This is a genomic window from Pseudomonas sp. BN417 (assembly GCF_029871205.1).
Lineage (GTDB): Bacteria > Pseudomonadota > Gammaproteobacteria > Pseudomonadales > Pseudomonadaceae > Metapseudomonas.
Genome location: NZ_SSOJ01000154.1, coordinates 69,458 through 83,893, shown reverse-complemented (window position 1 = coordinate 83,893; position 14,436 = coordinate 69,458). Strand labels below are relative to the sequence as shown.

Here is a 14,436-nt window from a genome sequence, read left to right as displayed (position 1 = left end):
CGCGGCATCCATGCCGCTCGTCCCCCTGCGCAACGCTTCCGCTCGGCCTGCTGACGGGGCAGAATCGCTGCCCCACCTCTGCTGCACAGGTTCAGGCAATGACCGGGCGTCGGGATTGCTGCGCCCTGTCAGGCGCGAGTCACCCCTCGCCCTCCGGGGCGAAGAGGCACGCTGTCGGAAGCACCGCTTCCGGTGCCGATGAGCGACTGAGCGCGCAGCGCTCAGGCTGGGGCGCAGGGCGGGGGCCGGGGGAGAGGGATGTGTCGGCAGGTGCGCAGGTCTGAAAGGTCCGTGCTAGACGCTTCTATTCGGTTCTACAACAGCTAACGTAGACATAGCCAATTCATTCGCTAGGCAGGCCGCAGGCCTGCCTTTCGGATTCCAATGGGGCAGCTGCGCTGCCCATAGCGAATGAATTCGCCCCCACAGGTTTCCCAATCCCCTCATGCGTGAATACCCGCCAGTCACCCCGTGGAGAAATTTTCCCCGCGCGTGCCTGGCAGTGGCGATCAGCGTTTAAACTGCGCCTTCCCGACGCTTTCTGTCGCATTTCCATAAGCGCCGGTTTTCGTGGGGTTGGCGCTGTAAGAAGTTGTCGCATGGCGGCAATGCCAACCCCGAATCAGTCCCTACAATCCTTTCATCACTAGCCGTTCATGGCAGGAGAAACTGATGTCCGTTGAGCATGCGCAGGTCGAGCGCGCCGATTTCGACAAGGTGATGGTTCCCAACTATGCCCCCGCCGCTTTCATTCCGGTGCGAGGCCAGGGTTCCCGAGTCTGGGACCAGTCCGGTCGCGAGTTGATCGACTTTGCCGGCGGCATCGCCGTGAACTCCCTGGGCCATGCGCACCCGGCGCTGGTCAAGGCGCTCACCGAGCAGGCCAACAAGATCTGGCACGTGTCCAACGTGTTCACCAACGAGCCGGCCCTGCGCCTGGCCAAGAAGCTGGTGGACGCCACCTTCGCCGAGCGCGTGTTCCTCGCCAACTCCGGCGCCGAGGCCAACGAGGCGGCTTTCAAGTTGGCCCGCCGTTATGCACACGACGTCTATGGCCCGCAGAAGCACGAGATCATCTCGGCCACCAACAGCTTCCACGGCCGCACCCTGTTCACCGTGACCGTCGGCGGCCAGCCGAAATACTCCGATGGCTTCGGTCCGAAGATGGAAGGCATCACCCATGTGCCCTTCAACGACCTGGAAGCCCTGAAGGCGGCCATCTCCGACAAGACCTGCGCCGTGGTCCTGGAACCTGTGCAGGGCGAGGGCGGCGTGCTGCCGGCGGACAAGGCCTACCTGGAAGGCGCCCGCAAGCTGTGCGACGAACACAACGCGTTGCTGGTGTTCGACGAGGTGCAGAGCGGCATGGGCCGTAGTGGCTACCTGTTCGCCTACGAGCACTACGGCGTGACCCCGGACATCCTCTCCAGCGCCAAGAGCCTGGGTGGCGGTTTCCCGATCGGCGCGATGCTGACCACCAGCGAGATCGCCAAGCATCTCTCGGTGGGCACTCATGGCACCACTTACGGCGGCAACCCGCTGGCCAGCGCCGTGGCTGAAGCCGTGCTGGACGTGATCAACACCCCGGAAGTGCTCAGTGGCATCAATGCCAAGCATGACCGGTTCAAGGCCCGCCTCGAGGCGATCGGTGACAAGTACGGCATCTTCACTGAAGTTCGCGGCCTTGGCCTGCTGATCGGCGCCGTACTTTCCGAAGCCTGGAAGGGCAAGGCGAAAGACGTGCTGAACGCTGCCGAGAAGGAAGCGGTAATGGTCCTGCAAGCCAGCCCGGACGTGGTGCGCTTCGCGCCCAGCCTGGTGATCCCGGATGCGGACATCGACGAAGGCCTGGACCGCTTCGAGCGCGCCGTGGCCAAGCTGACCCAGGCGTAAGCCACAGCGGCACGCAGTGCAAGGACGCGCTGCGCGTACGACCCAGGGATGAAACGGATTCATGCGTGAGCGCGGGCCATCGGGGCCCGGCTTTCTCCGGACGGATCGAGCGGTTCGTCTGGAGCTTTTAACAAGAAAAGGAGTGACCCCATGCTGGTGATGCGCCCCGCGCAAATGGCCGACCTCGCTGAAGTCCAGCGTCTGGCCGCGGATAGCCCCGTGGGTGTCACTTCGTTGCCGGACGACGCCCAGGTGCTGGGTGAGAAGATCGGCGCCTCCGAGGCGTCCTTCTCCGCCGAGGTGAGCTTCAATGGCGAGGAGAGCTACTTCTTCGTCCTCGAAGACAGCGAGACCGGCCGCCTGGCCGGCTGCTCGGCGATAGTCGCCTCCGCCGGTTTCTCCGAACCTTTCTACAGCTTCCGCAACGAGACCTTCGTGCATGCCTCGCGGTCGCTTGCGATCCACAACAAGATCCACGTCCTGTCGCTTTGCCATGACCTCACCGGCAACAGCCTGCTGACCAGCTTCTACGTCCAGCGCGACCTGGTGAACACCCCCATCGCCGAGCTCAATTCCCGCGCCCGCCTGTTGTTCATGGCCAGCCACCCGGAACGCTTCGCCGATGCCGTGGTAGTGGAGATCGTCGGTTACAGCGACGAGCAGGGCGAGTCGCCCTTCTGGGATGCGGTGGGGCGCAACTTCTTCGACCTCAACTACACCGAGGCGGAGCGCCTGTCCGGCCTGAAGAGCCGCACCTTCCTCGCCGAGCTGATGCCGCATTACCCGATCTACGTGCCGCTGCTGCCGGACGCCGCCCAGGAATCCATGGGCCAGGTGCACCCGCGGGCGCAGATCACCTTCGACATCCTGATGCGCGAAGGCTTCGAGACCGACAACTACATCGACATCTTCGATGGCGGTCCGACCCTGCACGCGCGCACCTCGAGCATCCGCTCCATCGCCCAGAGCCGCATGGTGCCGGTCAAGCTTGGTGACCAGGGCAAGGGCGGCCGCCAGTACCTGGTGTGCAACGGCCAGCTGCAGGACTTCCGCGCCCTGGTCGCGGAGCTGGATTGGGTGCCCGGCAAGCCCGTGGTGCTCGACGAAGACACCGCCGAAGCCCTGGGCGTCGGCGAGGGTGCCAGCGTCCGCCTGGTCGCGGTTTAAGCATTGGGTTGCAGCCTGCAAGCGGCAGGCTGCAGGCAGAGAATTACGGCTTTCGCCTGGGGCCTGGCGCCTGCGGCCTGAAGCCGAACCGGAGGTTCTATGATCGTTCGTCCCGTACGCAGCGCCGACTTGCCGGCCCTGATCGACCTGGCGCGCAGCACTGGCGCAGGCCTGACTACCTTGCCGGCCAATGAAGAGCGCCTGGCGCATCGCGTCGGCTGGGCGGAGAAGGCATTCCGTGGCGAGGCCGAGCGCGCCGACGCGGACTACCTGTTCGTCCTCGAGGACGACGACGGCACCGTCATCGGCATTTCCGCCGTGGCCGGCGCGGTGGGCCTGCGCGAGCCCTGGTACAACTACCGGGTCGGCCTGACCGTCAGCGCCTCCCAGGAGCTGCACATCCACAGGCAGATTCCCACCCTGTTCCTGGCCAACGACCTGACCGGCAACTCCGAGCTCTGCTCGCTGTTCCTTCATTCCGGTCACCGCAGCGGCCTGAATGGCCGGCTGCTGTCCAAGGCGCGCTTCATGTTCATCGCCGAGTTCCCCGAACTGTTCGGCGGCAAGGTCATCGCCGAGATGCGCGGCATGTCCGACCAGAACGGCGTTTCGCCCTTCTGGGATAGCCTGGGCCGGCACTTCTTCAAGATGGAGTTCTCCCGCGCCGACTACCTCACCGGCGTCGGCAACAAGGCCTTCATCGCCGAGCTGATGCCCAAGTTCCCGCTCTACACCTGCTTTCTGTCGGAGGCGGCGCGCGAGGTCATAGGCCGCGTGCACACCGATACCGAGCCGGCCCTGGCCATGCTCAAGGGCGAAGGCTTCAGCTATCAGGGCTACGTCGACATCTTCGACGCAGGCCCGGCCATCGAGTGCGAGACGGCGAAGATCCGCGCCGTGCGCGACAGTCAGAGCCTGGTCCTGGCCGTCGGCACCCCGGGCGGGGACGCAACGCCATTCCTGATCCACAACCGCAAGCGCGAAGACTGCCGCATCACCGCTGCGCCGGCCCGCTTGGCCGCCGGCACCCTGGTGGTCGACGCGCTGACGGCCAAACGCCTGAAACTCTCCGCCGGCGCCTCCGTACGCGCCGTGCCGCTGTCGGCCAAGGAGTCCGTATAAATGAGCACCCATTTCATTGCAGGTAACTGGCAGGCAGGGCAGGGCGAGGCGTTCGAGTCGCTGAACCCGGTGACCCAGGCGGTCGTCTGGTCCGGCCGTGGCGCCACTGCAGCCCAGGTGGACGAAGCGGTAAAAGCCGCCCGCGCGGCCTTCCCGGCCTGGGCCCGTCGCCCGCTGGAGGAGCGCATCGGCATCCTCGAACAGTTCGCCGTGACCCTGCGCAGCCATGCCGACGAACTGGCCCGCTGCATTGGCGAGGAAACCGGCAAGCCCCTGTGGGAATCGGCTACCGAAGTGACCAGCATGGTCAACAAGGTCGCCATCTCCATCCAGAGCTACCGCGAACGCACCGGCGAGAAGAGCGGCCCCCTGGCCGACGCCACCGCGGTGCTGCGCCACAAGCCCCATGGCGTGGTGGCGGTGTTCGGCCCGTACAACTTCCCCGGCCACCTGCCCAATGGCCATATCGTGCCGGCGCTGCTGGCCGGCAACGCGGTGATCTTCAAGCCCAGCGAGCTGACCCCCAAGGTCGCCGAGCTGACGGTGAAATGCTGGATCGAGGCCGGCTTGCCGGCCGGCGTGCTCAACCTGCTGCAAGGGGCCCGCGAAACCGGCGTCGCCCTGGCCGGCAACCCGGGTATCGATGGCCTGTTCTTCACCGGCTCCAGCCGCACCGGCAACCTGCTGCACCAGCAGTTCGCCGGCCGTCCGGACAAGATCCTGGCGCTGGAGATGGGCGGCAACAACCCGCTGGTGGTGGATCAGGTCCAGGATGTGGACGCCGCGGTCTACACCATCATCCAGTCGGCCTTCATTTCCGCCGGCCAGCGCTGCACCTGCGCCCGCCGCCTGCTGGTGCCGGAAGGCGTCTGGGGCGATGCCCTGCTGGCGCGGCTGGTGGCAGTCGCCAGTACCATCAAGGTCGGCGCCTTCGACGCCCAGCCCGCACCCTTCATGGGCTCGGTGATTTCCCTGGCCGCGGCGCAGCACCTGATGCAGGCCCAGCAGCAACTGATTGCCAAGGGCGCCAAGGCGCTGCTGGCCATGACTCAGCCCAAGGCCGATGCCGCGCTGCTCACGCCCGGTATTCTCGACGTCAGCGCCGTGGCCGACCGCCCGGATGAGGAGTTCTTCGGTCCGCTGCTGCAGGTGATCCGCTACAGCGACTTCGATGCCGCGATAGCCGAGGCCAACGCCACCCAGTACGGCCTGGCTGCCGGCCTGCTGTCGGATTCGGCCGAGCGCTACCAGCAATTCCTCATCGAAAGCCGTGCCGGCATCGTCAACTGGAACAAGCAACTGACCGGCGCCGCCAGCAGCGCGCCCTTCGGTGGTGTCGGCTCCTCCGGCAACCACCGCGCCAGTGCCTACTATGCCGCGGACTACTGTGCCTATCCGGTGGCCTCGCTGGAAAGCGAAACCCTTGCCCTGCCTGCAACCCTTACTCCAGGAGTCAGCTTGTGAACGCCTATGAAGTGAACTTCGACGGACTGGTCGGCCCGACCCACAACTACGGTGGCCTGTCCTACGGTAACGTTGCCTCGCAGAGCAACAGCCAGGCGGTCTCCAACCCGAAGGAAGCTGCACTGCAGGGCCTGGGCAAGATGAAGGCGCTGATGGAGATGGGCTTCAAGCAGGGCGTGTTCGCCCCGCAGGAGCGCCAGGACGTCGCCGCCCTGCGCGGCCTGGGCTTCTCCGGCAGCGATGCCGAGGTCATTGCCCAGGCCGCCAAGGAAGCCATGCCGCTGCTGGCCGCCTGCAGCTCGGCCTCGAGCATGTGGACCGCCAACTCCTGCACCGTCAGCCCCAGCGCCGACACCACGGACGGCCGCGTGCATTTCACCGCCGCCAACCTGAACTGCAAGTTCCACCGCTCGATCGAGCATCCGACCACCAGCCGCGTGCTGGGCGCCATGTTCGCCAACGACAAGTTCTTCGCCCACCATGCCGCGCTGCCGGCGGTGGGGCAGTTCGGTGACGAAGGCGCGGCCAACCACACCCGTTTCTGCAAGGGTTATGGCGATGCCGGCGTGGAGTTCTTCGTGTTCGGCCGCAGCGCGTTCGACGCTCGCTTCCCGTCTCCGCAGCGCTATCCGGCGCGACAGACCCTGGAAGCCTGCCAGGCGGTCGCTCGCTTGCACGGCCTTGGCGCCGAGGGTGTGGTCTACGCTCAACAGAACCCGGCGGTGATCGACCAGGGTGTGTTCCACAACGACGTGATTTCGGTGGGCAACGGCGAGGTGCTGTTCTACCACGAGGACGCCTTCCTCGAGACCGACAAGGTCCTCGCCGAGCTGGACGGCAAGCTGGGCCGCCGCGGCGGCCGCTTCCAGGCGGTACGCGTGCCGCGCAGTGCGGTGGGCGTGGAGGACGCAGTGCGTTCCTACCTGTTCAACAGCCAGCTGCTCAGCCGCGACGACGGCAGCATGCTGCTGATCGTGCCGGAAGAGTGCCGCGGCAACGCCAACGTCTGGAACTACCTGAACGAACTCACCTCGGGCCAGGGGCCGATCCGTGAAGTGAAGGTGTTCGACCTCAAGCAGAGCATGCAGAACGGCGGTGGGCCGGCTTGCCTGCGCCTGCGTGTGGCGCTGAAGGAGGACGAGCTGGCGGCGGTGAATCCGGGTGTGATCATGTCCCCCGCGCTATACGCCACCCTGACCGCCTGGGTCGAGAAGCACTACCGCGACCGCCTCAGCGAAAGCGACCTGGCCGACCCGCAATTGCTGGTCGAGTGCCGGACGGCATTGGATGAACTGACGCAGATCCTTAAACTGGGCGCTGTTTATCCCTTCCAGCTCAATTGAGAGTCCTGAAATGACCGATGCCCTGCAACTCATCCTCGAAGATACCGACGGCACCCAGCTCGAAACCTCTTGCACCCGGTTCGCCGTCGTCTGGCAGGGCAAGGAAGTCTGGATCCAGCAGGCCGGCAACGGCCAGTTGCTGATCGGCGTGGACGTGGAGGAGGGCGATACCGAGTACGCCAACCTGCTGCTGCGCCCGCTGGCCACCAACCTGGTCAGCCTGCAACTGGAGATGGAACCGGCCGACGCCGCTGATGACGACGACCATGTACATGGTCCCGACTGCGACCACGATCATTGAGGTAACAGGATGCTAGCCCTCGGAAAACTGCTCGAACTGACCCTCGCCGGCCGCGAGCCGACCGAGAAGATCCAGCTGACATCCGGGGGCGTGCGCCTGCACTGGCTGGGCGAGGGGGCGCTGGACGTCACCCCGCCCGCCGCCGAAGACAGCGGGCTCGACCTGCTGCTTTCGGCCGGGGTGCATGGCAACGAGACCGCACCCATAGAGCTGCTGGATCGCCTGATCCAGGGCATCGCGCGCGGCCAGTTGAAACCGCGCGCCAGAATTCTTTTCCTGTTCGGCAACCCTGAGGCCATCCGTCGTGGCGAACGCTATGTCGAGCAGGACGTCAATCGCCTGTTCAACGGCCGCCACGCCGAATCCAGCGGCTTCGAAGCCATGCGCGCCAGCGAGTTGGAGCGCTATGCCGCGGCCTTCTTCAGCAAGTCCGGCCGTGCCCGGCTGCATTACGACCTGCACACCGCCATCCGTGGCTCGAAGATCGAGCAGTTCGCCCTCTATCCCTATGTCGAGGGCCGCGAGCACTCGCGCCTGGAACTGGCGCGCCTGCGCGCGGCTGGCATTGACGCCGTGTTGTTGCAGAACAAGACCGGCATCACCTTCAGCTCCTACACCTACGCCCAGCTGGAAGCCGAGGCCTTCACCCTCGAACTGGGCAAGGCGCGGCCCTTCGGCAGCAACCAGGAGGTCAATCTCGATCGCCTGGAGTCGCGCTTGCACAGCCTGATAGAGGGGCGCGAGCCGGAACTCGACGGCAACGCCCTGGACGGCCTGCAACTGTTCTCCGTGGCGCGGGAAATCATCAAGCACAGCGAGTCGTTCCTGCTGCACCTGGCCCCGGACATCGAGAACTTCAGCGAGCTGCCGGTGGGCTATCTGCTGGCCGAGGATATCGCCGGCACCCGCTGGGTGGTGGAAGAGCAGGGCGCGCGGATCATCTTCCCCAATCCCAGGGTGAAGAGCGGTCTGCGCGCGGGCATTCTCGTGGTGCCCGCCGAGGTCTAGCCCGCGTCTGATTCGAGTTCGTGGGCTGTAGGTTGGACCAAGCGGAGTCGGGCCTGGCGACGGAAGGTGGATAGAAAAGCGTTATCCCCCTAGGCTGGCTCGTGCGTCGGCCGGTGATCGTCGGCAACGAGCACCTTCCTTTTCCCCTTTCTGTACCTGTACCCGCGCGGCGTCGGGCCTTAGGATCGGGCTCTTCGCCCATCCAAGGAGCCTGGCATGAGCCTGATCGACCTGCGCAGCGACACCGTCACCCAACCCACCCCCGGCATGCGCGAGGCCATGCAGCGCGCGGAGCTGGGCGACGACGTCTATGGCGAGGACCCCACGGTCAACCGCCTGGAAGCCAACCTTGCCGAGCGTCTCGGCTTCGAGGCCGCGCTCTTCGTGCCCACCGGCACCATGAGCAACCTGCTGGGGCTGATGGCGCATTGCGAACGTGGCGACGAATACATAGTCGGGCAGCAGGCCCACACCTATAAGTACGAGGGCGGCGGCGCCGCCGTGCTCGGCTCCATCCAGCCGCAGCCCATCGAGGGCGAGGCCGACGGCAGCCTGGATCTCGGCAGGGTGGAGGCCGCCATCAAGCAAGACGACTTCCACTTCGCCCGCACGCGCCTGCTGGCCCTGGAAAACACCATGCAGGGCAAGGTGCTGCCGCTGGACTACCTGGCGGCAGCCCGCGAACTGACCCGCCGCCGTGTCCTGGGCCTGCACCTGGACGGCGCCCGGCTGTACAACGCGGCAGTAAAGCTCAAGGTGGACGCCCGCGAGATCACCCGGCATTTCGACTCGGTTTCGGTCTGCCTGTCCAAGGGGCTGGGCGCGCCTGTGGGCTCGGTGCTGTGCGGCAGCGCGGTGTTGATCGCCAAGGCCCGGCGCCTGCGCAAGATGGTCGGCGGTGGCATGCGCCAGGCCGGCCTGCTGGCGGCGGCGGGCCTTTACGCGCTGGACCACCAGGTCGAGCGCCTGGCCGAGGACCACGCCAATGCCGAGCGCCTCGGTGCCGGGCTGCGGGAACTGGGCTTCGAGATCGAGCCGGTGCAGACCAACATGGTCTATGTGCAGATCGGCGAACGGGCCCGTGCCCTGGGCGACTTCCTCGCCGGCCGCGGGATTCGCGTGAGCCCGGCGGCGCGCCTGCGCCTGGTGACCCACCTCGACGTGCAGGCCGCCGATGTTCCCCGGGTGATCGAGGCTTTCGCCGCATTCCGCTAGCGCTGGGGTGCCGACTCGTACAAATAGCCGGCATCTATCGCACAAAGAGACTATCCCGTTCGCGCAGGGCCGATATAATGCGGCCCTTTGCCGGTGATTCGTACGCGCGTCGCCAGACGACTGCGAACCTCGCGTGCAATGTCGGGAACAGGTAGGGAATGCCGGTTTATCTCGGTGAACCTGCCGCCTTCTTGCCAATTCACGCTTGCCGTCCTTCGCCGATAACGATTTGCACCCGCCTTCGTGGCCGCAGTTTCCGTGGAAGAACCTATGAAAAGCGCAGAAATCCGTGAAGCCTTCCTCAGCTTCTTCGAAGAGAAGGGGCATACCCGTGTCGCTTCCAGCTCCCTGATTCCGGGCAACGACCCGACCCTGCTGTTCACCAACGCGGGGATGAACCAGTTCAAGGACTGCTTCCTTGGCCTGGAGAAGCGCGCCTACACCCGCGCCACCACCAGCCAGAAATGCGTACGCGCCGGCGGCAAGCACAACGACCTGGAAAACGTCGGCTACACCGCGCGCCACCACACTTTCTTCGAGATGCTGGGCAACTTCAGCTTCGGCGACTATTTCAAGCGCGATGCCATCCACTACGCCTGGGAATTCCTCACCGGTGACAAGTGGCTGAAACTGCCGAAGGACAAGCTCTGGGTCACCGTCTACGCCTCCGACGACGAGGCCTACGACATCTGGACCAAGGAAGTCGGGATTCCCCACGAGCGCATGGTGCGCATCGGCGACAACAAGGGCGCCCCCTATGCGTCCGACAATTTCTGGGCCATGGGCGATACCGGCCCCTGCGGCCCTTGCACCGAGATCTTCTTCGACCACGGCCCGGACATCTGGGGTGGCCCGCCCGGTTCCCCGGAAGAGGATGGCGACCGCTACATCGAGATCTGGAACAACGTGTTCATGCAGTTCAACCGTACCGCCGACGGCGTGATGCACCCGCTGCCGGCGCCGAGCGTGGATACCGGCATGGGCCTTGAGCGCATCAGCGCCGTGCTGCAGCACGTGCACTCGAACTACGAGATCGACCTGTTCCAGAGCCTGCTTAAAGCGTCTGCCGAGGCCATCGGCTGCGCCAACGACGACGCCCCGTCGCTGAAGGTGGTCGCCGACCACATCCGTTCTTGCAGCTTCCTGATCGCCGACGGCGTGGTGCCGTCCAACGAAGGCCGTGGCTACGTGCTGCGCCGCATCATTCGTCGCGCCTGCCGTCATGGCAACAAGCTGGGCGCCAAGGGCAGCTTCTTCCACAAGATCGTCGCCGCGCTGGTGGCCGAGATGGGCGAAGCCTTCCCCGAGCTCAAGCAGCAGCAGGCGCACATCGAGCGCTTGCTGAAGACCGAGGAAGAGCAGTTCGCCAAGACCCTGGAGCAGGGCCTGAAGATCCTCGAGCAGGACCTGGTTGGCCTCAAGGGCAAGATGATCCCCGGCGAGACCCTGTTCAAGCTGTACGACACCTACGGTTTCCCCGTCGACCTGACCGGCGACATCGCCCGCGAGCGCGGCCTGACCATCGACGAAGCCGGCTTCGAGCGCGAGATGGAAGGCCAGCGTGAGCGCGCCCGCGCCTCCAGCGCCTTCGGCATGGACTACAACGCCCTGGTCAAGGTGGATGCCGATACCGACTTCACCGGCTACGTCTGCACCTCCGGCGAAGGCAAGGTGATCGCCCTGTTCAAGGACGGCCAGGCCGTCGAGCAGCTGGGCGAAGGCGAGGAGGGCGTGCTGGTCCTCGACCGCACCCCCTTCTACGCCGAGTCCGGTGGCCAGATCGGCGACTGCGGTTTCATCAAAGCCCAGGGCCTGCGTTTCGACGTGCGTGACACCACCAAGGCCGGCGGCGCATTCCTGCATCACGGCGTGGTCGACCATGGCACCCTGCGCATCGGCGCCAGCGTGACCGCCCAGGTCGACGCCTCGGTGCGCCAGGCCACCGCCCTGAACCACTCGGCCACCCACCTGCTGCATGCCGCCCTGCGCCGTGTGCTGGGTGACCACGTACAACAGAAAGGCTCGCTGGTGGACAGCCAGCGCCTGCGCTTCGACTTCAGCCACTTCGAGGCCATAAAGCCCGAGCAGCTGAAAGAGCTGGAAGACATCGTCAACGCGGAAATCCGCAATAACAGCGAAGTCGAGACCGAAGAGACCGATATCGACACCGCCAAGGCCAAGGGCGCCACGGCGCTGTTCGGCGAGAAATACGGCGAGCAGGTGCGCGTGCTGACCATGGGCGGCGGCTTCTCCGTCGAACTCTGCGGCGGCACCCACGTCTCTCGCACCGGCGACATCGGCCTGTTCAAGATCGTCAGCGAAGGTGGCGTGGCCGCCGGCGTACGGCGTATCGAGGCGGTGACCGGCGCGGCTGCGCTGGCCTACCTGAATGGCGCCGAGGAGCAGCTCAAGGAAGCCGCGGGCCTGGTGAAAGGCAGCCGCGACAACCTGCTGGACAAGCTGTCCGGCCTGCTGGAGCGCAACCGCCAGCTGGAAAAAGAGCTGGAGCAGCTCAAGGCCAAGGCGGCCAGCGCCGCCGGCGACGACCTGGCCGCTTCCGCCATCGAAGTGAAAGGCGTGAAGGTGCTGGCCGCGCGCCTGGATGGACTGGACGGCGACGCGCTGCTGGCGCTGGTCGATCAATTGAAGAACAAGCTCGGCCGCGCGGTGATCCTGCTCGGCGGTGCGCTGGAGGGCAAGGTGACACTGGTCGCCGGCGTCACCCAGGACCTGACCGGCCAACTCAAAGCCGGCGATCTGATGAAGCAGGCCGCGGCGGCGGTCGGTGGCAAGGGCGGTGGTCGTCCTGACATGGCCCGTGGCGGCGGTACCGACGCCGCGGCCCTGGAGCAGGCACTGGCCCTGGCCGTACCGTTCGTCGAGCAGGGGCTCTAAAGCCCTCCGCCATTGGCCCGCCCCACGCCCGGCGGGCCTTGGCAGTGTTCTGCGTTGATTGTTTAATGGGCGCCCTTCACGGGATTAGGCGGCTTTTGAAATGGCTTTGATCGTACAGAAGTTTGGGGGGACCTCGGTCGGCACTGTCGAACGCATCGAGCAGGTGGCCGAGAAGGTGAAGAAGTTCCGCGAAGGCGGCGATGACATCGTGGTCGTGGTTTCCGCCATGAGCGGCGAAACCAACCGCCTGATCGATCTGGCCAAGCAGATCAGCGAGCAGCCGGTACCGCGCGAACTGGATGTGATGGTGTCCACTGGCGAGCAGGTGACCATCGCCCTGCTGTCCATGGCCCTGATCAAACGTGGTGTACCGGCGGTGTCCTACACCGGCAACCAGGTGCGCATCCTCACCGATAGCGCCCACAACAAGGCGCGCATCCTGCAGATCGACGACCAGAAAATCCGTGCCGACCTCAAGGCAGGTCGTGTAGTGGTGGTCGCCGGCTTCCAGGGCGTGGATGAGCACGGCAACATCACCACTCTCGGCCGTGGCGGCTCCGACACCACGGGCGTAGCCCTGGCGGCGGCGCTGAAGGCCGACGAGTGCCAGATCTACACCGATGTAGATGGCGTCTACACCACCGACCCGCGCGTGGTGCCCCAGGCCCAGCGCCTGGACAAGATCACCTTCGAAGAGATGCTGGAAATGGCCAGCCTCGGCTCCAAGGTGCTGCAGATCCGCTCGGTGGAGTTCGCCGGCAAATACAATGTCCCGCTGCGCGTGCTGCACAGCTTCCAGGAGGGTCCGGGCACCCTCATTACCCTTGATGAAGAGGAATCCATGGAACAGCCGATCATCTCCGGCATCGCCTTCAATCGCGACGAAGCCAAGCTGACCATCCGTGGCGTGCCGGACATCCCCGGCGTGGCCTTCAAGATCCTGGGCCCGATCAGTGCCGCCAATATAGAAGTGGACATGATCGTGCAGAATGTTGCGCACGATAACACCACCGACTTCACCTTCACCGTGCACCGCAATGACTACCAGAACGCCCAGCGCGTGCTGGAGCAGACCGCCAGCGAGATCGGCGCCCGCGAAGTGATCGGTGACACCAAGATCGCCAAGGTTTCCATCGTCGGCGTCGGCATGCGCTCCCACGCGGGCGTCGCCAGCCGCATGTTCGAAGCCCTGGCCAAGGAGACCATCAATATCCAGATGATCTCCACTTCGGAAATCAAGGTTTCCGTGGTGATCGAAGAGAAGTACCTGGAGCTGGCGGTGCGCGCACTGCACACTGCCTTCGAGCTGGACGCCCCGAATCGACAGGGCGAGTAAGGCAAATTGCAAAAGGCGCGGCTCACCCCGCGCCTTTTGTCGTTTTTGGCCGCTACGGTGGAACTTTCCTTTTGCCGGGGCTGGTCAATACTTGGGTGTAAGCTCCAGCGGCGGTTCTGTGCCGGGGCCGTAACCATTTCTTTTTTTGCAGACTGTTGTCCCGAAACGAATCCGTAAGGAGAAAGGAATGCTGATTCTGACTCGCCGGGTCGGAGAGACCCTGATGGTGGGTGACGATGTCACTGTGACGGTGTTAGGCGTGAAAGGTAATCAGGTGCGCATAGGAGTGAATGCTCCCAAGGAGGTAGCTGTGCACCGAGAGGAAATCTACCAGCGCATCCAGAAAGAGAAAGACCAAGAACCAAACCACTAATTTTTCTGCACTTTTTGCTTTGCAAACGGGGAAAACATGGATATCATGCGCCCCGTGTTGCGGAGAGGTGGCCGAGTGGCCGAAGGCGCTCCCCTGCTAAGGGAGTACACCTCAAAAGGGTGTCGGGGGTTCGAATCCCCCCTTCTCCGCCATATTTTGTGTTGTAGGGTGGTTGGGTGCTAGATCGTTAAGTTATTGAAACTTATCGAAAAAGTAGTTGACCAAGGCTGAAATTTCCCTATAATGCGCGCCCACAACGCACTCATAGCTCAGCTGGATAGAGTACCCGGCTACGAACCGGGCGGTCGGAGGTTCGAAT

The 14,436-nt window shown here is 64.8% G+C and carries 11 protein-coding genes and 1 tRNA gene; all 12 read left to right on the top strand.

From position 1 onward, the window contains the following. The first annotated feature begins 672 nt into the window (after positions 1-672). The 12 genes from E8F11_RS25095 to E8F11_RS25040 all read left to right on the top strand — a co-directional run bounded on the left by E8F11_RS25095 (position 673) and on the right by E8F11_RS25040 (position 14,269). Positions 673-1,893 carry an aspartate aminotransferase family protein gene (locus tag E8F11_RS25095; protein WP_280291624.1) on the top strand — a complete coding sequence of 407 codons (1,221 nt, stop codon included), beginning with the start codon at positions 673-675 and terminating at the stop codon, positions 1,891-1,893. 150 nt (positions 1,894-2,043) lie between these two features. Further along, positions 2,044-3,060: an arginine/ornithine succinyltransferase subunit alpha gene (gene aruF / locus E8F11_RS25090; protein ID WP_280291623.1), complete on the top strand. Its 1,017-nt coding sequence runs from the start codon at positions 2,044-2,046 to the stop codon at positions 3,058-3,060. A gap of 99 nt (positions 3,061-3,159) precedes the next feature. After that, complete coding sequence (gene astA / locus E8F11_RS25085) at positions 3,160-4,182, top strand: arginine N-succinyltransferase (protein WP_280291622.1); 1,023 nt, start codon at positions 3,160-3,162, stop codon at positions 4,180-4,182. Next, complete coding sequence (gene astD, locus E8F11_RS25080) at positions 4,183-5,646, top strand: succinylglutamate-semialdehyde dehydrogenase (RefSeq protein WP_280291621.1); 1,464 nt, start codon at positions 4,183-4,185, stop codon at positions 5,644-5,646. Beyond that, positions 5,643-6,989 (top strand): N-succinylarginine dihydrolase, encoded by a 1,347-nt coding sequence (astB, locus tag E8F11_RS25075; protein WP_280291620.1) that lies wholly within the window; start codon positions 5,643-5,645, stop codon positions 6,987-6,989. Before astD ends, astB begins: the two co-directional genes overlap by 4 nt. Positions 6,990-6,999: 10 nt before the next feature. After that, positions 7,000-7,290: a topoisomerase II gene (locus E8F11_RS25070; RefSeq protein ID WP_280291619.1), complete on the top strand. Its 291-nt coding sequence runs from the start codon at positions 7,000-7,002 to the stop codon at positions 7,288-7,290. 9 nt (positions 7,291-7,299) lie between these two features. Continuing rightward, complete coding sequence (astE, locus tag E8F11_RS25065) at positions 7,300-8,298, top strand: succinylglutamate desuccinylase (RefSeq protein WP_280291618.1); 999 nt, start codon at positions 7,300-7,302, stop codon at positions 8,296-8,298. A gap of 216 nt (positions 8,299-8,514) precedes the next feature. Beyond that, complete coding sequence (gene ltaE / locus E8F11_RS25060; RefSeq protein WP_280291617.1) at positions 8,515-9,513, top strand: low-specificity L-threonine aldolase; 999 nt, start codon at positions 8,515-8,517, stop codon at positions 9,511-9,513. A 270-nt stretch (positions 9,514-9,783) separates the two neighbouring features. Continuing rightward, positions 9,784-12,408: an alanine--tRNA ligase gene (alaS, locus tag E8F11_RS25055; protein WP_280291616.1), complete on the top strand. Its 2,625-nt coding sequence runs from the start codon at positions 9,784-9,786 to the stop codon at positions 12,406-12,408. A gap of 100 nt (positions 12,409-12,508) precedes the next feature. Next, entirely contained in the window at positions 12,509-13,744 is a 1,236-nt protein-coding gene (locus E8F11_RS25050) for an aspartate kinase (protein WP_280291615.1), read from the top strand. A gap of 187 nt (positions 13,745-13,931) precedes the next feature. Continuing rightward, positions 13,932-14,117, top strand: a complete 186-nt coding sequence (csrA, locus tag E8F11_RS25045) for a carbon storage regulator CsrA (protein WP_003085981.1) — start codon at positions 13,932-13,934, stop codon at positions 14,115-14,117. Between the two features lie 61 nt (positions 14,118-14,178). Next, a tRNA-Ser gene (locus E8F11_RS25040) sits at positions 14,179-14,269 on the top strand. Positions 14,270-14,436: the final 167 nt, after the last annotated feature.